Annotated in this window: 13 protein-coding genes; 4 read left to right on the top strand and 9 right to left on the bottom strand. The window is 73.5% G+C overall.

Features of this window, described 5'->3' with window-relative positions; translation table 11 throughout:
• Window positions 1-91 precede the first annotated feature (91 nt).
• From IE177_RS02930 to IE177_RS02915, 4 genes are all read right to left on the bottom strand, one after another.
• A complete protein-coding gene (locus IE177_RS02930; protein ID WP_190013096.1) occupies window positions 92-415 on the bottom strand; it encodes a putative WhiB-interacting protein in 324 nt (107 codons plus the stop codon).
• Window positions 412-780: a WhiB family transcriptional regulator gene (locus IE177_RS02925; protein WP_103817702.1), complete on the bottom strand. Its 369-nt coding sequence runs from the start codon at window positions 778-780 to the stop codon at window positions 412-414. Before IE177_RS02925 ends, IE177_RS02930 begins: the two co-directional genes overlap by 4 nt.
• A 173-nt stretch (window positions 781-953) precedes the next feature.
• Window positions 954-1,274 carry a hypothetical protein gene (locus tag IE177_RS02920; protein ID WP_190013095.1) on the bottom strand — a complete coding sequence of 107 codons (321 nt, stop codon included), beginning with the start codon at window positions 1,272-1,274 and terminating at the stop codon, window positions 954-956.
• A 164-nt stretch (window positions 1,275-1,438) separates the two neighbouring features.
• Entirely contained in the window at window positions 1,439-3,634 is a 2,196-nt protein-coding gene (locus tag IE177_RS02915; RefSeq protein WP_190013094.1) for an ATP-dependent DNA helicase UvrD2, read from the bottom strand.
• A gap of 184 nt (window positions 3,635-3,818) precedes the next feature.
• Between IE177_RS02915 and IE177_RS02910 the strand changes: the two genes are divergently transcribed.
• Together IE177_RS02910 and IE177_RS02905 are read left to right on the top strand one after the other, a co-directional pair.
• Window positions 3,819-4,076, top strand: a complete 258-nt coding sequence (locus tag IE177_RS02910; protein ID WP_190013093.1) for a mycoredoxin — start codon at window positions 3,819-3,821, stop codon at window positions 4,074-4,076.
• Between the two features lie 257 nt (window positions 4,077-4,333).
• Window positions 4,334-4,528: a hypothetical protein gene (locus IE177_RS02905; RefSeq protein WP_190013092.1), complete on the top strand. Its 195-nt coding sequence runs from the start codon at window positions 4,334-4,336 to the stop codon at window positions 4,526-4,528.
• 69 nt (window positions 4,529-4,597) lie between these two features.
• Here IE177_RS02905 and nudC read toward each other — a convergent pair whose 3' ends face one another.
• From nudC to IE177_RS02880, 5 genes are all read right to left on the bottom strand, one after another.
• The gene (nudC, locus tag IE177_RS02900) at window positions 4,598-5,542 is read right to left on the bottom strand and encodes an NAD(+) diphosphatase (RefSeq protein ID WP_190013091.1); all 945 of its coding nucleotides are present in this window, start codon (window positions 5,540-5,542) and stop codon (window positions 4,598-4,600) included.
• A 156-nt stretch (window positions 5,543-5,698) separates the two neighbouring features.
• Entirely contained in the window at window positions 5,699-7,102 is a 1,404-nt protein-coding gene (locus IE177_RS02895) for a dipeptidase (protein ID WP_190013090.1), read from the bottom strand.
• Window positions 7,103-7,219: 117 nt separating this feature from the next.
• The gene (locus IE177_RS02890) at window positions 7,220-10,852 is read right to left on the bottom strand and encodes an ATP-dependent helicase (protein WP_190013089.1); all 3,633 of its coding nucleotides are present in this window, start codon (window positions 10,850-10,852) and stop codon (window positions 7,220-7,222) included.
• 135 nt (window positions 10,853-10,987) lie between these two features.
• Window positions 10,988-14,644 carry a UvrD-helicase domain-containing protein gene (locus IE177_RS02885; protein WP_190013088.1) on the bottom strand — a complete coding sequence of 1,219 codons (3,657 nt, stop codon included), beginning with the start codon at window positions 14,642-14,644 and terminating at the stop codon, window positions 10,988-10,990.
• Window positions 14,645-14,898: 254 nt separating this feature from the next.
• Entirely contained in the window at window positions 14,899-15,285 is a 387-nt protein-coding gene (locus tag IE177_RS02880) for an MGMT family protein (RefSeq protein WP_229815864.1), read from the bottom strand.
• Window positions 15,286-15,471: 186 nt separating this feature from the next.
• On the opposite strand from IE177_RS02880, the gene IE177_RS02875 reads away from it, so the two are divergent.
• Together IE177_RS02875 and IE177_RS02870 are read left to right on the top strand one after the other, a co-directional pair.
• Window positions 15,472-18,300 (top strand): lysylphosphatidylglycerol synthase domain-containing protein, encoded by a 2,829-nt coding sequence (locus IE177_RS02875; protein WP_190013086.1) that lies wholly within the window; start codon window positions 15,472-15,474, stop codon window positions 18,298-18,300.
• An 85-nt stretch (window positions 18,301-18,385) separates the two neighbouring features.
• Window positions 18,386-19,930 carry an alpha/beta hydrolase gene (locus IE177_RS02870; protein WP_190013085.1) on the top strand — a complete coding sequence of 515 codons (1,545 nt, stop codon included), beginning with the start codon at window positions 18,386-18,388 and terminating at the stop codon, window positions 19,928-19,930.
• Window positions 19,931-19,978 lie beyond the last annotated feature (48 nt).

The following is a 19,978-nucleotide window of genomic DNA, read 5'->3' as shown; positions in this document are numbered from 1 at the left end:
CGCGGGGGCCGGTCCGTTCGGACGGACCGGCCCCCGCGGGAAGGCTTCGCCTCCCTGGGCCGGGAGGCCACCGCTTCTTCGGGTGTGAGGCTTACTGCATGACGGCCATGGCGAGCGCGCGGCGGGCACGCAGCGAGGCGCGCTCGGCCCGGCGCTGCATCCGCTGGGCGACCACCAGGCGCATGGCCCGGCGCTCGCGCGCGGCGCCGTCGAGTCGCTCGTGCATATGCGCACGGGCCAGGGCTTCTTGCATGAGTTGCATTTCTCGGTTCCTGTTCTGACGCGCTTCGGTAGCGCCGGTGGTGGTGAAGTCTGTGGTCGCGGAGCCTGCGTGCTCGCTGGTGGACGGCTTCATCGGGGCCTGCTTCTTGGGGTCGTGCGTGAGGGGGCGGTCGATCGTTCCTGCGGTGTTCATGCCGTGACCGGGTTCTTGCGCGGGCGGCCACGCGGCCGCTTGCGGGCGACGACGACACCCTGGACGAACAGCTCGCCACCCCAGACGCCCCAGGGCTCACGCCGCTCCTTGGCGCCGGCGAGGCATGCCTCCATCAGCGGGCAGGTACGGCAGAGGGACTTGGCGTACTCGACGTCCGCGGGCGACTCGGCGAAGAAGACCTCCGGGTCGTAGGAGCGGCAGGGGACGGGTACGCCGAGGTTCTCGATGGCGTCGTCGAGCGCGGTGAGCGCGGTGAGGGGGGTCAAGGTGGAGTCCTCCGTGAGGCCGGGCGGGGGGATCGTTTGTGAAGGCGGTACGGACGGGGCGTGCGCTTCGAGTTGCACGGTTGGTCTTCCTCGTCTGGTCGTTCCGGCCGGTTGACCGGGTGTCGGCGTGGTACCGGGTTCTTTTCCTGTCCCGAGGCCCCTTCGCTCCGTCGTCCCGTTTGAGGGAAAACAGAAGGGCCGCGGATCCCGGGTGGGGTTCCGCGGCCCTGAAGGCGCCGGCCTGATCGAGATCAGGCTGGATCACTCCAGGGTTCTGGCCCACGGAAGGCCCACATCAGGTGGTGCTGCGTCGTCTGCTTGCGGAATCCGGCACCGGCCGCCGCGAAGGCATAGGCATGCGCCCGTGCCTCTACCGCTTCCAGTGCCTTGGTCGGTCGCTCATTGCCCTCGCGAACGGGAAGGCCCGCGAGAGACAGGGAGGACTCCGGACGCACGGCACGAATGCCGGACAGACCGGTGCCCTTGCCCGAGACGCCGAGCATGCACGTGGAGACGGCCGAGCGATCGGTCAGTTTGGCCGTGCTGATGGTGCTGGCGTAGATGCTGATCACTGGACTCGCCTCCTCTCGGCGTCTCAAGGACTGGGGTCAACCAGCCCGTTCGGATATGCAAGTACAACACGGAACCGCGGTCTTGGAGAAGGCCGCTGCTTCCGTGCCTAGAACCTATGGGGATTGCCGGGGCATGCGCAAACTATTTTTTCGACGAGTTCGCATCAGTCGCTCCCGCCGTCCCCGACGGGCTCCCGGCCTGCGCAGATGGCCAGAACGTCGGCTCCGTAGCTGCGCAGCTTGCGGCTGAGGACGCCGGGGATGCGGGAGAGTTCGGCGGGGCTCTCGGGCTGCGCCTCGGCGATGGCCACGAGGGTCCGGTCGGTGAAGACGCAGAAGTCCGGCTGCCCGCTGCGCTCGGCCTGGACCGCCCGCCACGCGCGGAGCCGTTCGTAGAGCCCTTCGTCCATGTCCGAGGGGCAGTCCTCGCACCGCATCAGCTTCATCTCGCCCGCGTCGGTGAGGGTGCGTCCGCAGACCCGGCAGCGGGCCGGGGTCCGCTGGGCGCGCCGGGGAGCGGCGCCGGGGCCCCCGGCGCTTCCCCGCTCGACGCCGCCGCCACCCGCGGGACCCGTACGGCCGGCCGTGGGCGTGGTGCCGGGGCGCAGCCCGTCGAGGAAGCGGCTCGGCCTGCGGTTGGCGCGCCCCCCGGGCGAGCGGGACAGGGCCCAGGAGACGTGGAGCCGTTCCCTCGCACGGGTCACGCCGACATAGAGGAGCCGGCGTTCCTCCTCGATCTGCTCGTCGGTCCTGGCGTAGGTGATGGGCAGCATGCCCTCGGCGACGCCGACCAGGAAGACGACGTCCCACTCCAGGCCCTTGGCCGCGTGCAGGGAGGCGAGGGTGACGCCCTGGACGGTCGGGGCGTGCTGGGCGCCCGCGCGCTCGTCCAGTTCCGTCACGAAGTCGCCGAGGGTGGCACCGGGCCTGGCGGCGGCGAGGTCGTGGGCCAGGTTGACCAGCGCGGCCAGTGACTCCCAGCGTTCCCTGACGGCGCCCGAGCCGGCCGGCGGCTCGCTGGTCCAGCCCTCACCGGACAGCACGGCACGCACCTGCGAGGGCAGGTCCACCGCGTCGTCCAGCAGGGAGTCGTTGCCGCCGAAGCGGGCAGCGCCGCGCAGGGCGACGCCCGCCTTGCGCACCTCGGGCCGGTCGAAGAAGCGCTCGGCGCCGCGCAGCTGGTAGGGCACCCCGGCGTCGGCGAGGGCCTGCTCGTAGGTCTCGGACTGGGCGTTGGTACGGAAGAGGACGGCGATCTCGGCGGCCGGGACGCCCGCGTCGATCAGCTCGCGGATGCGGCGGGCGGCTCCCTCGGCCTCGGCGGGCTCGTCGGTGTACTCGGTGTAGCCGGGCTCGGGGCCCGCGGGCCGCTGGGAGACCAGTTCCAGCCGGTGGTCGGCGGCGCGGCCGCGGGCCTGCGCGAGCAGCCCGTTGGCGAGGCGGACGACCTGGGGGGTGGAGCGGTAGTCGCGGACCAGCTTCACGACGGTGGCGCCGGGGTGCCGGGCGCAGAAGTCGAGGAGGTGGTCCGGCGTTGCTCCCGTGAACGAGTAGATGGTCTGGCCGGCGTCGCCGACGACGCAGAGGTTGTCGCGGTCGCCGAGCCACAGCTCCAGCAGCCGCTGCTGCAGGGGGCTGACGTCCTGGTACTCGTCGACGACGAAGTGCTGGTACTGCGCGCGGACCTGTTCGGCGACGTCGTGCCGGTCCTGGAGGACGGCGACGGTCAGCAGCAGGACGTCCTCGAAGTCGATCACGGCGCGGTCGCGCTTGAGGTCCTCGTAGGCGGCGTAGAGGTGGGCGATCTCGGCGGGGTCGCGCGGGGCCTCGCGGCCGGCCTTCGCGGCCGCGTAGGGGTAGTCGGCGGGGACGGTCTGGGTGACCTTGGACCATTCGATCTCGGCGGTGACGTCCCGCAGCTCGTTCCGGTCGAGCCGGGTGCCACAGGCGGCGGCCGCGTCGGCGACGAGCTGGATCTTGCGGTCGACGAGCCGGGGCATGCCGCCACCGATCGCTTTCGGCCAGAAGTACTGCAGCTGGCGCAGGGCGGCGGAGTGGAAGGTGCGGGCCTGGACGCCGTGCGCACCGAGCTGGCGGAGCCGGCCGCGCATCTCCCCGGCGGCGCGGCTGGTGAAGGTGACGGCGAGCACGCTCGACGGCTGCAGGATGCCGGCGCGCACCCCGTAGGCGATGCGGTGGGTGATCGCCCGCGTCTTGCCCGTGCCCGCTCCGGCCAGCACGCACACCGGCCCGTGCAGGGCGGTGGCCACTTCGCGCTGCTCGGGGTCGAGCCCTTCGAGCACCGCGTCGGCCGACTCCGGTGCCTGCGGGAAGAGGGTGGAAGGCGTTGCTGCTGTCACACCGCCATGCTGCCAGGTCGCCGGAGAGTGCCGTGCCGGTTGTCCACAGGGGGGTGCCGATGGTCGTACGAATGCGGCAGATGTCACAGTCGGGGATGTATACCCCCCGCGGGAATGGCGGGCCGACGACTTGTGTTCTTCCCCGTGGACGATCTGTTTTACGAGCTGCCTGAGGAGCGCGAGCATGCAGGGCACTGTGACGATGTACAGCACGACTTGGTGCGGCTACTGCCGGCGGCTGAAGAGCCAGCTGGACCGGGAGGGCATCGCCTACACCGAGATCAACATCGAGCAGGACCCCGAGTCCGCCGCGTTCGTGGAGAAGGCGAACGGCGGAAACCAGACGGTTCCCACGGTGCGCGTGGTCCCCGGCTCCGGCAGCAGCGAGGTCGTGATGACCAACCCGAGCCTCGCCCAGGTGAAGCAGGCCCTCACGGCCTGATCCCCGCACACACGGAACCCCCGACGGCGCCTGACGGCGGTCGGGGGTTTCGTGTGCCGCCCCTTGTCGGACCCTCCGTCTAGTGCTGCGACCGGGAAGGTTCACCGGCTCGCGACGCCCGGCACGGCACCTCGCCGCGTTGTCGCAGCACCCGAGTACATCCAGTACGCGGATGATGCTCCGCCTTGCGATGCACCGCACCGGACGTCGCGAGCTTCCCGGCGAACCTTCCCGGCCGCAGCACTAGTGTGCGCGGCATGGACATGAACAATCCGCAGGACGTGGGCGCCGCGTTCTGGGCGCAGATCCTGGGCTTCACGATCAGCGAGGAACCGCCCCCGCCGGACAGCCCTCTCGGCCGGGTGCGGGCCTTCGTCGCCGAGCACGGTGAGGACGCGCTCCGGGACGAGCACTTCGAGGCCGCGAGGGAGGGGCGCCCCCTGCTCCCCTGAGACGGCGGGACCCCGCCTGCCCCGAGGGGCGGGCGGGGTGTCCGCGGTCGCGGGTCGCCGGTGACAGGATCAGAACGCGCTGCGCGTCGGCAGCGGCTTGCCGTACCACATCTCGATCAGGCGGGCGGCGATGGAGATGCCGTAGGGCGGCAGCACCTCGCCGGTCTCGAAGGCGTCGTGCAGCTCCTCGCGGGAGAACCAGCGGGCCTCGTGGATCTCGTCGCCGTCGACGGTGATCGCGGTCGAGGTGGCGCGGGCCGTGAAGCCGAGCATCAGGCTGGACGGGAAGGGCCAGGGCTGGCTGGCGACGTACTCGACCGGGCCGACGGTGACGCCGACCTCCTCGCAGACCTCGCGGCGCACCGCCTGCTCGACGGACTCGCCGGGCTCGACGAAGCCGGCGAGCGTGGAGAAACGGCCCTCGGGCCAGTGCACCTGGCGGCCGAGCAGGATGCGGTCGTCCGCGTCGGTCACGGACATGATCACGGCCGGGTCGGTGCGCGGGTAGTGCTCGGCGCCGCAGGCCGGGCAGCGGCGGATGTGGCCGGCCGCGGCGATGACGGTGCGCTCGCCGCAGCGGGAGCAGAAGCGGTGGGTGCGCTGCCAGTTCTCCAGGCCGACCGCGTGCACCATGAGCCCGGCGTCGCGCGGCGGCAGCAGCAGGCCGGCCTCGCGCAGACCCGCGGGGCGGGCGGACTGGTCGATGCGGCCGGGCAGGGTGTCCTTCTGCAGCGCGAAGTAGCTGACTCCCTCCTCGTCGATGCCGAGGAAGTAGCGGTGTGCCTCGGTGAGCGGGGCCTCGAAGGACGGCGTCATGACGAGTTCGGTCCGCCCGTCCGCGGTCTCGTCGATGAGCACCTGGCCCCCGGAGACCACGAAGCAGCGGGTCGTGGGGTGGCTCCACGCCGCCGCGAGCCAGGCCTCGTCCAGCCGGTGGTGGGCGGCGCGGTCGATGCCGCTCGGTGCGGTCAGCGAGATGGGTCGGTCGGCTGTGTCGTCGGTCCAGGTGGTCACGGGTGCTTCCAACTCCCCCAGTGCGGCGGTTCGTATCGGCGGACGGTTCGGCGGGACGTAGGGCGCGGGGCACCGGGCCGGGCGGGGGCGGGACGCGCGGGACGGTTCCTTCCAGTGTGCCCCGCGCGTGACGCCCGTCCGTACGGCGCCGGACGGTCAGGGCGTGGGGCGCCAGGTGCCGGCCAGGTCGCCCCAGAGGTGGGCACTGGTCTCGACGCCTTTGAGGAGGAGGTCCAGTTCCACCTTCTCGTTGGGGGCGTGCCAGCCGTCGGAGGGGACGGAGATGCCCAGGAAGAGCACGGGCGCGCCCAGGACCTCCTGGAGATCCGCCGCGGGTCCGGAGCCACCCTCGCGGGTGAAGCGGACCGGTCCTTCGAAGGCTCGGCCCATGGCGCGGACCACGGACTGCAGGGCCGGGTGGTCGAGCGGGGTCAGGCACGGGCGCGTGGCCGACCCGAAGTCGATCTCGCACCGGATGCCGGCGGGCACCTGCTCGGCGGCCCAGTCGCGGACGGCCTTCTCGATGTGGTCGGGGTCCTGGCCGGCGACCAGCCGGAAGGACAGCTTCACCATCGCCGAGGAGGGGATGATCGTCTTGCTGCCGGGGCCCTGGTAGCCGCCGCCGATGCCGTTGACCTCGGCGGTCGGGCGGGCCCAGATGCGCTCCAGGGTGGTCAGCCCGGCCTCGCCGTGGGTGGCGTGGGACTTGGCGGTGCGCAGCCAGCGCTCCTCGTCGAAGGGCAGCTCGGCGAACAGCTCGCGCTCGCGGTCGGTCAGCTCGACGATGCCGTCGTAGAAGCCGGGGACCGCCACGCGCGCGTGCTCGTCGTGGAGGGCGGCGACCAGGCGGGCTGCGGCGGTGGCCGGGTTGGGCACGGCGCCGCCGAAGGACCCGGAGTGGATGTCCTGGTCGGGGCCGTACAGGCGGATCTCGCACTCGGCGAGGCCGCGCATGCCGGTGCACACGGTCGGGGTGTCCTCGGACCACATGCCGGTGTCGGAGACGATGACGGCGTCCGCGGTGAGCCGCTCCGCGCGCTCCTCCACCAGGGCCCGGAAGTGCGGGGAGCCGGATTCCTCCTCGCCCTCGACCAGCAGCTTGAGGTTGACCGCGGGGGCGGTGCGGCCGGTGGCGGCGAGGTGGGCGCGGACGCCGAGCGTGTGGAAGAACACCTGTCCCTTGTCGTCGGCCGCCCCGCGCGCGTAGAGGCGGTTCCCGCGGACGACCGGCTCGAAGGGGTCGCTGTCCCAGCCGTCCTCGCGGGCGGCGGGCTGGACGTCGTGGTGGCCGTAGACGAGGACGGTGGGCGCCTGGGGGTCGCCCGAGGGCCACTCGGCGTAGACGGCCGGGGCGCCCGGGGTCTGCCAGACCTCGGCGGTCGGGAAACCGGTCTCCCGGAGCTTGGCGGCGAGCCAGTCGGCGCTGCGCCGTACATCGGGCGCGTGATCGGGCTGTGCCGACACGGAGGGGATGCGCAGCCATGCGGAGAGGTCGTCGAGGAAGGCGGCGCGGTGCTGCTCGATGTAGGTGCGGACGGCGCTGTCCGGGGTCTCGCTCATGCTCACGAGCCTATCCGTCCGCAGGGGCATGCTCGGCGGGCGGTTCGTCACACCCGCGTGGTCTGCCATGTCACTCCCGCCACCCCTGGCAGTCGCCCACGGACCGCCTTTGCCACGTCACTCCCGGGCCGCCTCCCGCGCCGCCCCAGGCTCGCCCGTGAGCAGCCGCTCCAGCGCGGCCCGGTCCGGCAGGCCCGCGGGGCGCACCACCTCGCCGGTGCGCACGTACAGGAAGGCCGCGGTGACGGACTCGGGCGGCACGCCCTGCTGCTCGGCCCAGGCCAGCCGGTAGACGGCCAGCTGGAGCGGGTCCGCGGCGCCGCGGCCGGTCTTCCAGTCGACGATCTCGTACGTGGCCCCGGCGCCGTCGCCGTCGCGGTAGACGGCGTCGATGCGGCCCCGGACGACGCGGCCGGCCAGGTCGAGCTGGAAGGGTGCCTCCACCCGGTAGGGGGTGCGCCGGGCGTACTCGGTGCGTTCGAAGGCCTCCTTGAGGGCTTCCAGGTCGCGTTCGTCGGCGATCTCCGCGTCGCCGCCGGGCAGCTCCTCCGGTTCGAGCAGGGGCAGGGTCAGTTCCTCGAAGCGGGCTTCCACCCAGGCGTGGAACCGGGTGCCTCGGCGCGCGGCCGGTTGCGGGGGGCGCGGCATGGGGCGCGCGAGTTCCTGTGCGAGCCCGTCCGGGTCCTCGGCCAGCCGCAGCAGCTGGGAAGCGGTCAGGGTGACGGGCAGGGGGACGTCCGTGACGGTCTGCCGGGCGCGCAGCAGCTCTCCGGCGAGCGCGTCGAGGTCGCGGTCCCAGGAGGCGATCGCGCGGGCTTCCTCGGGGGTGAGGGACGTGTGCGGTCGCGGCTCGACGGGCCGTCCGGGGCGGTCCCGCGGCGGGGGCGCCTGACGGGGGACCGTCGGCCGGCGTGCGTGCCGGGCGTCGCGGTCGGCGGGGTCTTCCCGGTCGGCCGGGTCCTTGGGCTCGTCCGGCTCGTCCGGCTCGTCCGGTGAGGGCGCGTCGGTGTCGTGCGGCGGCTCCGCACCGAAGGCGTCGTCGTACGGGAAGCCCTCGGTGTCCTCGTCGTAGGGGAAGTCCTCTTCGTGAGGGAGGTGCTCGTCGTGCGGGAAGTACCCGTCGTACGGCGCGTCGCCGTACGGGTCGCCGGGGAGGTCGTCGTCGGGTGGCGTGGGCCAGTCCGGGTCGTCGAAGGCGGCGGGGGCATGGTCGGCCGGCGGGCGCTCGCCGCCCGGGGCGGCGAGGGCTTCGAGGTGGGCGAGGACGGTGTCGGCGGCCTCGCGGCGGCGGGCCAGGGCGGCCTCGTCCAGCGGGAGCGGCCACACCTGGTCCGCGGTGGCCGTGTGCAGGGCCGGGTTCTCCGCGTCCTCGGCGGGCCGGTCCACCCACGCCTCGATCTCGCCGTGGCCGGCGGCGCAGTGGTCGTGCAGGGCCTGGAGGAAGCCGGAGGGGCCGCGCGGCTTCTTCTGGCTGGGCCCCCACCAGTGACCGGAGCCGAGCAGCAGGGAGCGGGGACGGGTGAAGGTGACGTAGCCGAGACGGAGCTCCTCGGTGTGCTGGTGGTCCTTCATGGCCTCGTGGAAGGCCTTCATGCCGCGTGAGTCCCACGAGCCGACGTCGGGCAGCGTGTCGGTGTCGCCGCGCAGGGCGTGCGGCACCACCTTGGCCTGCGCGGTCCACTTCTCGCGGCCCTGGGCGCTGGGGAAGGTGCCGTTGACCAGGCCGGGCACGGCGACGACGTCCCACTCGAGGCCCTTGGACTTGTGGGCGGTGAGCACCTTGACGGTGTTCTCGCCGCCGGGCAGGGCGTTGTCCAGACCCTTCTCGTACTGCGCGGCGGTGCGCAGGAAACCGAGGAAGGCGAGCAGCGTGGCCTCGCCGTCGCCCGCCGCGAAGGACGCGGCGACGTCGAGGAAGTTGGACAGGGTCTCGCGGCGGCGGGCGGCCAGGGCGTGCGGGGACGCCGACAGCTCAACCTCCAGGCCGGTGACGGCGAGAACCCGGTGCAGCACGTCCATCAGCGGGTCGGCCAGGGAGCGGCGAAGGTCGCGCAGTTCGGCGGCGAGGCGGGCGAAGCGCACCCGCGCGTCGGGTGAGAACGGCAGGCCGTCGTCGGCACTCGCTGCGAAGTCACCCTCCCACGGCGTCTCCAGGAAGGTGTCGAGGGCGTCCGCGAGCGATATCACCTCGGAGGGGTCGGTTCCCTCGACGGCCGCGGCGAGCCGCCGGTCCGGGTCGCCGTCGTCGTCCACACGCGCGTGGGCGACCAGCAGCCGGGCGCGGCGGCCGAGCAGGGCGAGGTCGCGGGGTCCGATGCGCCAGCGCGGTCCGGTCAGCAGGCGCACCAGGGACGCGTTGGCGCCGGGGTCCTGCAGGACCTCGCAGACGGCGACGAGGTCGGCGATCTCCGGCAGGTGCAGCAGCCCGGACAGGCCGACCACCTCCACGGGGATGTCGCGGGCCACCAGAGCACTCTGGATCTCCCCGAAGTCGGTCGCGGTGCGGCACAGTACGGCGATCTCGCCGGGGGCGGTGCCGGTGCGGACGAGATGGGCGAGGGAGTCGGCGATCCAGTCGATCTCCTCGGCGTGGGTGGGCAGCAGGGCGCAGCGGACCACGCCGTCGCGTTCGGCGCCGGGGGCGGGGCGCAGTGCCTCCACGCCCGCGTGCATGGCGCGCAGGGGCTCGGCCAGGCCGTTGGCGAGGTCGAGGAGACGGCCGCCGCTGCGGCGGTTCTCGCTGAGCGCCTGCCGGGTGGCGGGCCGGCCGTCGGCGTGGGAGAAGTGCGCGGGGAAGTCGTCCAGGTTGGCCACGGAGGCACCGCGCCAGCCGTAGATGGCCTGGCAGGGGTCGCCCACGGCGGTCACCGGATGGCCGGTGCCGCCGCCGAACAGTCCCGCCAGCAGGACGCGCTGGGCCACGGAGGTGTCCTGGTACTCGTCCAGAAGCACCACGCGGAACTCCTCGCGCAGCAGGCGGCCCACCTCGGGGACGCCGGCGAGGCGGGCGGACAGGGCGATCTGGTCGCCGAAGTCGAGCAGGTCCCGCTCGCGTTTGGCGGTCCGGTAGCGCCGGACGAGTTCGGCGAGTTCCCGGCGGGCCGCTGCCGTCTCGGGGACCTTGCGCAGGTCGGCGTTGGAGAGCCTGGCGCTCTCCAGGGTGCGCAGCAGACCGGCGTCCCAGGCGCGCAGCTCCTCGGGGTCGACGAGGTGCTCGGCGAGCTCGGAGTCGAGGGCGAGCAGGTCGCTGACGAGGTCGGCGAAGGAGCGGGTGAGCGCCGGGTAGGGGCCGGGTGCCTCGCGCAGCACGCGCGCGGCGAGCTGGTAGCGGGTCGCGTCCGCCAGCAGGCGTGAGGTGGGTTCCAGGCCGAGCCTGAGGCCGTGGTCGGTCAGCAGGCGTCCGGCGAAGGCGTGGTACGTCGAGATGACCGGCTCACCCGGTGGGTCGTCCGGGTCGATGACGTCGGGGTCGCTGATCCCGGCCCTGATCAGGGCCTTGCGGACGCGCTCGGCCAGCTCGCCGGCGGCCTTGTTGGTGAAGGTCAGGCCGAGGACCTGTTCGGGCGCGACCTGCCCGGTGCCGACCAGCCAGACCACGCGGGCCGCCATCACGGTGGTCTTCCCCGATCCGGCTCCGGCCACGATCACCTGCGGGGCGGGCGGCGCGGTGATGCAGGCCGTCTGCTCCGGGGTGAACGGGATGCCGAGGAGCTCCTTGAGCTGCTCGGGGTCGGTGATACGGGCGGGCATGTCGGAAAAGGCTAGCGGCGGCCACTGACACTCGCTGACGGATCGACCGGCAGATAGGGAAAAGCCGCAGGTCAGCGCCTATGGTGCCGTACGTCACCCCCGCGCGGCCCTGCTCGTCGCCGCCTCCGCCGCGCGTCACTCGACCACGTGGCGTCCCTCGGGCCGGGCGCTGCACGAGGCGCGGAACGCGCAGTGCGTGCAGTGCTGGCCGGTGCTCGGTGTGAACCGCTCGTCGAGGACCTTTCCCGCGGCGGTGGCCAGCAGCTCGCCGACCCACTCCCCCGTCAAAGGCTCCTGCGACTGCACCTTGGGCAGGCTGTCACCGCCGTCGCGCCGGGCGGCGCCCTGTCTGAGGTGCACCAGTTCGGCGCCGCCGGGTTCGGGGCGTGCGCCGTCGAAGGCCGCGTCGGCGGCGCCCTCCCGGACGGCGAGCTGGTAGACGGCGAGCTGGGGGTGGCGGCCCACCTCGGCGGCGCTCGGCGCCTGTTTGCCGGTCTTGAAGTCGACCACGTAGGCCCTGCCCTCGCCGTCCGTCTCCACCCGGTCCATCTGGCCGCGGACGCGGACCGCGTAGTCGCCCGCTTCGAGGGTGACGTCGAAGTCCTGCTCGCTGGCCACCGGTGTGCGGCCGGTGCGGTCCAGTACGTGCCAGTTGAGGAAGCGTTCGAGTGCCGCGCGCGCGTTGTCCTTCTCCTGCTGCGACTTCCAGGGCGCGTCGAAGGCGAGCGCGTTCCACACCGAGTCCAGACGTTCCATGAGGACGTCGAGGTCGGCCGGGGTCCGGCCGGAGGCGACCTCGTCGGCGAGGGCGTGGACGACGTTGCCGAAGCCCTGCGCGGTGGTGGCGGGCGCGTCGGCCTTCACCTCGCGGCCCAGGAACCACTGCAGCGCACAGGTGTTGGCGAGCTGGTCGAGGGCGCTGCCGGAGAGCACCACGGGCTGGTCCCGGTGGCGCAGCGGCACCTTGCTCTCGGTCGGCTCGAACATGCCCCACCAGCGGTAGGGGTGCGCGGACGGCACCAGCGGGCGGCCGTCCTCGTCGGTGAGCGCGGCCAGCCGGGCCAGACGGCGGGCGGCGGCCTCCCGCAGGGCGGCGGACGCGCGCGGGTCGACCGTGGTGGCGCGCAGCTCGGCGACGAGCGCGGGTACCGACAGGGGGCGGCGGGGGCGCCCGGTGACGTCCTTGGGCTCGACGCCGAGTTCGGTCAGGAACCGGGAGGGCTGGTCGCCGTCGTCGGCCGGTGCCTTGACCGCGGTGACGACCAGGCGTTCACGCGCGCGCGTGGCGGCCACGTAGAACAGGCGGCGCTCCTCGGCGAGGAGCGCGCCCGGGGTGAGGGGTTCGGCGAGTCCGTCGCGGCCGATGCGGTCGGCCTCCAGCAGCGAGCCCCGGCGGCGCAGGTCGGGCCACAGCCCCTCCTGGACGCCGGCGACGACCACCAGCCGCCACTCCAGTCCCTTGGAGCGGTGCGCGGTCATCAGGCGGACGGCGTCGGGGCGTACCGCGCGGCGGGTGAGCGTGTCGGCGGCGATGTCCTCGGCCTCGATGCCGGCGAGGAAGTTCAGGGCGCCGCGGCCTCCGGTGCGTTCCTCCGCGCGTGCGGCGGTGGCGAACAGCGCGCACACGGCGTCCAGGTCGCGGTCGGCGTTGCGGCCGGCCGCGCCGCCGCGGCGGGCGGCCCGCTCCAGACGGGTGGGCCACGGGGTGCCCTGCCACAGGTCCCACAGCGCCTCCTCGGCCGTGCCGCCGCCCGCGAGACGTTCGCGGGCCTTGCGGAGCAGCGCGCCGAGGCGCTGCGCTCCGCGCGCGTACGCCGGGTCGTGCACGGCCAGGCGCTCGGGCTCGGCGAGGGCCCGCGCGAGGAGGTCGTCGGAGGGGGGCGGCAGCGGGTTCCCCGCGGCCCGCTCCTCCTCTCGCAGGGCACGCCCGAGGCGGCGCAGGTCCGCGGCGTCCATCCCGGCGAGGGGGGAGCCGAGCAGGGTGAGGGCGGTCTCGGTGTCGAGCCAGCAGCTGCCGTCCGCGACGGCTTCCCCGGCGGGAGCTTCCCCGGCAACGGCGTCCTCAGGACCGGCGTCCCCGGTGGGAGCCTCCCCGAGAGCAGCTTCCCGAAGCCCGGCGTCCCCGGCGACGGCGTCCCCAGCACCGGCGTCCTCGGCAGGGACGTTTCCGACGGAGCCGTCCTCAGAAGCGGCGCCCCCGGCCGGGGTTTCCGTGGTGGCGTCCGCGGCGGGAGTGCCCCCGGGAGTGGCGTTTCCGCCCGGAACCTCCCGGTGAGCGGCGTCGGCGGATGGCGCCCCCTGAGCCACGTCGCCGGCGGGAGCCGCCGCAGGAGCCGTCTCTCCGGTCGGTGGCTGCCTCCGGGCCGGGAAGGCGGTCGGGCCTTCCTCGCGGTGGCGTGCCTCCGCCGTCGCCACCGCGCGCAGGGCCGCCAGCAGCGGTGCGACCGCAGGCTCGTGCCGCAGGGGCAGGTCGTCGCCGTCGATGTCCAGCGGGACGCCGGCCGCGGTGAGGGCCCGGCGGAGGGTCGGCAGGGTGCGGGCCCCGGCACGGACCAGGACGGCCATGTCGCTCCAGGGGACGCCGTCCTCGAGGTGGGCGCGGCGCAGGATGTCCGCGATGTTGTCCAGTTCCGTGCCGGGCGTCGGGTAGGTGTAGACCTCGGCGCGGCCGCCGTCCCGTACGGCGGCCGGCCCGCGGTGGGCGCGCACCTTCTCGGCGGGCAGCCGGGGCAGCGGCATGCGCTGGGTGATCAGGCGGGTGGCGGCCAGCAGGGCGGCGCCGGAGCGGCGGGAGGTGCGCAGCACCTGGACGGCGGCCGGGCGGCCGTCCGCGCGCCGGAAGGCCTCCGGGAAGTCGAGGATGCCGTTCACGTCGGCGCCCCGGAAGGCGTAGATCGACTGGTCGGGGTCCCCGAGGGCGACCAGGGTGCGCCCGCCGCCGGCCAGTGCCCGCAGGAGCCGTACCTGGGCGGGGTCGGTGTCCTGGTACTCGTCGACGTACACCGCGTCGTACCGGGCGGCCAGGCGCGCGGCGGTGTCGGGCCGGCCGGCGAGCAGGACCGCGCGGTGGACCAGTTCCGCGTAGTCGATCACGCCCTGCAGGTCGAGTACGTCGAGGTATTCGGCGAGGAACGCGGCGGCCGCCCGCCAGTCGGGGCGGCCGATGCGGCGGGCGAAGGCGTCCAGGGCGCCGGGGCTGAGGCCGAGTTCGCGGCTGCGGGCGAGGACCGCGCGGACCTCGTCGGCGAACCCACGCGTGGTCAGGCAGGCGCGCAGCTCGTCCGGCCAGCGCACATGGGCCAGTCCGAGCCGCTCCAGCTCGGGCTGGCCGGCGAGCAGCTCCCGGACGGCGACGTCCTGCTCGGGGCCGGAGAGCAGGCGCAGCGGCTCGGCGAACAGGCCGCTGTCCTGGTGGGCGCGCACGAGCGCGTAGCAGTAGGAGTGGAAGGTGGTCGCGCGGGGGGCACGGGCGGCGCCGATGCGCAGCGCCATACGGTCGCGCAGGTCGACGGCTGCCTTGCGGCTGAACGTCAGCACCAGGATCCGCTCCGGGTCGCCGCCGCGGGCGATCCGCGCGGCCACGGACTCGACCAGGGTGGTGGTCTTGCCGGTGCCCGGGCCCGCGAGGACGAGCAGCGGTCCGGACCGGTGATCAACCACGGCGCGCTGAGCCGCGTCCAAAGGAGGGGGATCCACTGTGGCCGGCGGGGTACGAACCAGTCGGTAAGCGCCACGGCTCCCCTGCCGCACCTGGGGGTGCGGCAGGCGCCTGGTGGAGGGGGAGGAGCTCACGTGGTTGGCCGGTCCTGGTGGTCGTGCTGGCGGGGCGTCGGTCACGCGTACGGGACGGTGGCCGCGGGATGAGGGTGACGCGCGCAGTCGACGCTACGCCGCCGCCCGGGGCGGAAGCGGTGCTTCCGCTCCTTCCCCCGTGGCACTCGGGCCACGTGCGTACAACTCACGAACGTACGTCATGCCACGGACGTCCCCCGTGTCCCCCTTCCGGGCCACAGGCCCTTGCCGGTGGCGTCCGATGGCCGAAGCTGTCAGGTGTGACCCTCCGCACGCGCGACGCCGTCCCACCGGGCCCGCCGCATGTCGAGCCGCGGCAGGTGGCCCTCGGTGCTCCTGCCCGCCTCCCTCAGCGGAGTGCCCTCCGCCCGGTAGTGGGCGAGCGCGCGCAGCTCGTGCCCCGGCAGCAGCACCCCGTCGGCGCGCACGACGCGCCACCACGGCACGGGGCCGCCGTAGAGGGCCATCACCCGGCCGACCTGGCGCGGTCCCCCCTCCTCGAGCCACTCCGCCACGTCGCCGTACGTCATGACCCGCCCCGGCGGAACCCGCTCGGCGACGTCGAGGACCCGCTCGGCGTACTCCGGCAGCGCGTCCGCGTACTCCTCGCGGGTGTCCTCGGCTGGCCTGTGGTCGCTCATTCGCCCCATCCTGCCGCACCCCACCGACATCGCGCCGTGGCCGGTGCGCATCGCTCCCCTCGCCTGCGGGCGGAGCTTCCGGCAGACTGTGCGCCCGCGCATCCTGACCCTGATGCCCGCGTGCGCCGGTGGGACATGCCACCATCGTGCGGGCGGTGACCGGTGATACGAGACCAAGAAGAGATCATGAAACAGCAGGGCGTGCACCCCGACGGCGCGGCGGGCACCCCTGGCGCCGCCGCGCGCCCCGGCACCGCTCACCAAGCGGGCAGGGATGACCTGGGCCCGCACCGGGAAGAGGCCGGTCCACCCGAGGACGATCCCACGCGCACGCGTGGGAAGGACGACAACAACACAGGCGAGGGGGCGCACGTGCCGGAGAACCCGCCTGACGACCTCCGTGCGGACGCCGGGGGCGACCCCCACGCCGAGGCGGTCGAGGGCGACGAGCCGCTGCTCCCCGCGCGCGTGCACCGCCCTTCCGACCTCATGCGGCTGCTGGTGGGCGTGCTCGCCGTCGCCGTGCTGCTCGCGATCGCCGCGTTCGCGCACGGCACCACCTCGGGGCTCGAACAGGACATCAACAAGGGCACCGGACAGGCCCCGGACCTGCTCATCAAGATCGCCGGGCTGGCGTCCAGCATCGCGATCCTCCTGGTCCCGGTCGCCTTCGCGATCGAGCGGCTGATCAAGCGGGACGGGCTGCGCATCGCCGACGGCGTCCTCGCGGCCGTCCTCGCGCACGGAGTGACCCTCGCCACCGACCTGTGGGTCGCGCGCGCCGCCCCCGGGTCGATCCAGGAGGCGCTCACCCAGCCCTCACCGGGCGACGTCCACGCCCTGACCGACCCCGTGCACGGCTACCTGGCGCCGGTCATCGCCTACATGACCGCCGTCGGCATGTCCCGCCGGCCCAGATGGCGCGCGGTGCTGTGGATCGTGCTGCTGCTCGACGCGTTCTCGATGCTCGTCACCGGCTACACGACTCCCTTCTCGATCATCCTGACGGTGCTCATCGGCTGGACCGTCGCCTACGGCACCCTGTACGCGGTCGGCTCCCCCAACGTCCGCCCGACCGGGCAGACCCTGATGGCGGGCCTGCGGCACGTCGGCTTCCACCCCGTCAGCGCGGCCCGCGAGGAGGTCTCCGAGTCCGAGACCGGCGACCGCGGCCGGCGCTATTTCGTCACCCTGGAGGACGGCCCGCCGCTGGACGTCACGGTCGTCGACCGGGAGCAGCAGGCGCAGGGCTTCTTCTACCGCGCGTGGCGCAATCTCACCCTGCGCGGCTTCGCCACCCGCTCCAGCCTCCAGTCGCTGCGCCAGGCGCTGGAGCAGGAGGCCCTGCTCGCGTACGCGGCGATCGCGGCCGGCGCCAACGCGCCCAAGCTGATCGCCACCTCCGAGCTCGGCCCCGACGCGGTCATGCTGGTCTACGAGCACACCGGCGGGCGCACGCTGGACTCGCTGGCCGACGAGGAGATCACCGACGAACTGCTGCGCAACACCTGGCACCAGGTGCGGGCCCTGCAGTCGCGGCGCATCGCGCACCGCAGGCTGGCCGGCGACGCGATCCTGGTGGATCGTTCCGGCAGGGTGATCCTCACCGAGCTGCGCGGTGGCGAGATCGCGGCCGGCGAACTGCTGCTGCGCATGGACGTCGCCCAGCTGGTCACCACCCTCGCCCTGCGGGTCGGCGCCGAACGCGCCGTGTCCTCGGCGGTCGGCGTCATGGGCCCGGACGCGGTCGCCGGCTGCCTGCCGATGCTCCAGCCGATCGCGCTGACGCGCTCCACGCGCGCGACGCTGCGCAGGCTGGCCCGGGAACGTGCGCAGCGCGAGCGCGAGGCGGTGCTGGAGGCGTCCCGGCAGGCCAAGGCGGCCCGTGCGGAGGAGACACCGGAGCCGGCCGGGCCCGTCCCGGAGAAGCCGGACAAGAAGGCGGTCCGCGCCGAGCAGCGCGCGGAGCGGCGGGCCATCGACGAAGCCCTCGAAGAGGCACGTGAGGAGGACCTGCTCACGCAGATCCGGCACGAGGTGCTGCGGATGCGGCCCGAGGCCCCGGTGGAGCCGGCCCGGCTGGAGCGGGTGCGGCCGCGTACCCTCATCAGCTTCATCGCGGGTGCGATCGGCGCGTACTACCTGCTGACCCAGCTCACCCACATCGAGTTCGGCACGCTGTTCGCGCAGGCCCAGTGGGGCTGGGTGGCCGCGGCGGTGCTGTTCTCGGCGCTCAGCTACTTCGCCGCGGCGATGGCCCTGCTGGGGTTCGTGCCGGAAAGGGTCCCGTTCCCGAGGACGGTGGCGGCGCAGGTGGCCGGATCGTTCGTGAAGATCGTGGCACCGGCCGCCGTCGGCGGTGTGGCCCTCAACACCCGCTTCCTGCAGCGCACCGGCGTCCGCCCCGGGCTCGCGGTGGCGAGCGTCGGCGCCTCGCAGCTGTTCGGGCTCGGCTGCCACATCCTGATGCTGCTGTCCTTCGGCTATCTGACCGGCACGGAGAAGACCCCGTCCCTGTCGCCGTCCCGCACGGTCATCGCGGGTCTGCTGACGGTGGCGGTACTGGTGCTCGTGGTGACCTCGGTGCCGTTCCTGCGGAAGTTCGTCGTCACGCGCGTGCGGTCGCTGTTCGCCGGTGTCGTCCCGCGCATGCTCGACGTGCTCCAGCGGCCGCAGAAGCTCGTCACCGGCATCGGCGGCATGCTCCTGCTGACCGCCTGCTTCGTGATGTGCCTGGACGCCTCCGTCCGGGCGTTCGGCGACGGTTCGGCCTCGCTGAGCATCGCCAGCGTCGCGGTCGTCTTCCTCGCCGGCAACGCGCTGGGCTCCGCGGCGCCGACCCCGGGCGGCGTGGGCGCGGTGGAGGCGAGCCTCACACTCGGCCTGATCGCGTTCGGGCTGCCCAAGGAGGTCGCCGCCCCGGCCGTGCTGCTGTTCCGGCTGCTGACCCTGTGGCTGCCGGTGCTGCCGGGCTGGCTGGCCTTCAACCACCTGACCCGCAAGGGCGCTCTGTAGTCGCGGCGGCGCGGTGCGCCAGGGCATACCTCGTACGGCCCGCGCCCCGCGCGCGCCCCGGTCCGCGCGCCCCCAGGATGGAGGCATGGCGAACCCCTCCCGGCTGCGCGCCGCCGCCCTGACCACCACCACCGTGCTGCTGACCGCCCTGCTCGCCGGATGCGGACAGAGCGCCGAGCACGTGGACGTCACGGCGCAGAAGCTGGAGTGGAGCGACTGCCCGGCCCCGTCCGAGGCGGAGGGCGGCGGCAGCGCGCCGTCCCCGCTGCCGAACGGGGCCAAGTGGAGTTGCGCCACCATGAAGGCGCCCCTGGACTGGGCCAGGCCCAAGGGGGACACCATCGACATCGCCCTGATCCGGGCCAGGGCGAGCGGGCCCGCGAGCGAGCGGATCGGCTCGCTCGTGTTCAACTTCGGCGGCCCCGGCGGCAGCGGAGTCTCCACACTGCCCGCCTTCGCCGGGGACTACGCCGCCCTGCGCACCCGCTACGACCTGGTCAGCTTCGACCCGCGCGGGGTCGGCCGCAGCGAACCGGTGAAATGCCTGAGCGACTCACAGCTGGACGCGTTCTTCCAGCAGGACGCGACCCCCGACGACGGCGCCGAGCGCACCGATCTGCTGAAGCGCACCAAGGGGTTCAACGCGGCCTGCGAGAAGAACTCCGAACAGGTCCTGCCGCACGTGCGCACCACGGACGCGGCCCGTGACATGGATCTGATGCGCCGGCTCCTCGGTGACGACAAGCTGCACTACTTCGGCATCTCCTACGGCACCGAACTCGGCGGCGTCTACGCCCACCTGTTCCCCGACCGCGTCGGCCGGGCGGTCCTCGACGGCGTGGTGGACCCCACGCAGAACCCCGAGCAGAGCGCGCTCGGACAGGCCAGGGGTTTCCAGCTCGCCCTCGACAACTTCGCCGAGGACTGCACGTCGAAGACCACCGAGTGTCCGGTCGGAGACACCCCGCAGGACGTGAAGAACCGCATCGCGAAGCTGCTGGGGGACCTGGAGAGGAAGCCGATCCCCGGCATCGTCCCGCGCCAGCTCACCCAGACCGCCGCGACCAACGGCATCGCGCAGGCCCTGTACTCGAAGGACTTCTGGGAGTACCTCACCGAGGGGCTGGAGCAGGCGTACGACGGCGACGGCAAGATCCTCATGCTGCTGTCCGACTCGATGAACGGCCGCGGCGAGAACGGCGAGTACAGCAACATCGCGGCCGCGAACATCGCCATCAACTGCGCCGACGAGAAGCCGCGGTACACCGCGGACCAGGTCGAGCGGAAGCTGCCCGAGTTCCGCGCCGCATCCCCGCTGTTCGGGGACTACCTGGCCTGGGGCATGCTCAGCTGCACCGACTGGGCGGTGCCCGGCGCGGCCGACCATCCCGACGTCAGCGCGCCCGGCTCCGCCCCCATCCTCGTCGTCGGCAACACCGGCGACCCGGCCACCCCGTACGAGGGCGCGAGGAAGATGGTGGAGGCGCTCGGCGAGGGTGTCGGCGTGCAGCTGACGTACCAGGGCCAGGGACACGGCGCGTACGACAGCAAGAACAAGTGCGTGCAGAGCGCGGTGAACGGCTACCTGCTGGACGGGAAGGTACCGAAGCCCGGCATGGTCTGCTCCTGACCCGCGCTGACCTGACCCACACTGACGGCCACAGAGAAAATGCGCAGG

The organism is Streptomyces lucensis JCM 4490, from assembly GCF_014650035.1.
Taxonomy (GTDB): domain Bacteria; phylum Actinomycetota; class Actinomycetes; order Streptomycetales; family Streptomycetaceae; genus Streptomyces; species Streptomyces lucensis.
Note: the sequence above shows the minus strand (reverse complement) of the source record. Positions and strands in the feature narration are given on the sequence as shown.

Excerpts from the sequence above, each read along its gene's own strand:
- IE177_RS02880 (WP_229815864.1), bottom strand. The coding sequence starts at position 15,285 with ATGAGCGACCACAGGCCAGCCGAGGACACCCGCGAGGAGTACGCGGAC.
- IE177_RS02890 (WP_190013089.1), bottom strand. The coding sequence starts at position 10,852 with ATGCCCGCCCGTATCACCGACCCCGAGCAGCTCAAGGAGCTCCTCGGC.
- IE177_RS02910 (WP_190013093.1), top strand. The coding sequence starts at position 3,819 with ATGCAGGGCACTGTGACGATGTACAGCACGACTTGGTGCGGCTACTGC.
- IE177_RS02870 (WP_190013085.1), top strand. The coding sequence starts at position 18,386 with ATGGCGAACCCCTCCCGGCTGCGCGCCGCCGCCCTGACCACCACCACC.
- IE177_RS02895 (WP_190013090.1), bottom strand. The coding sequence starts at position 7,102 with ATGAGCGAGACCCCGGACAGCGCCGTCCGCACCTACATCGAGCAGCAC.
- IE177_RS02905 (WP_190013092.1), top strand. The coding sequence starts at position 4,334 with ATGGACATGAACAATCCGCAGGACGTGGGCGCCGCGTTCTGGGCGCAG.
- IE177_RS02875 (WP_190013086.1), top strand. The coding sequence starts at position 15,472 with ATGAAACAGCAGGGCGTGCACCCCGACGGCGCGGCGGGCACCCCTGGC.
- IE177_RS02930 (WP_190013096.1), bottom strand. The coding sequence starts at position 415 with ATGAACACCGCAGGAACGATCGACCGCCCCCTCACGCACGACCCCAAG.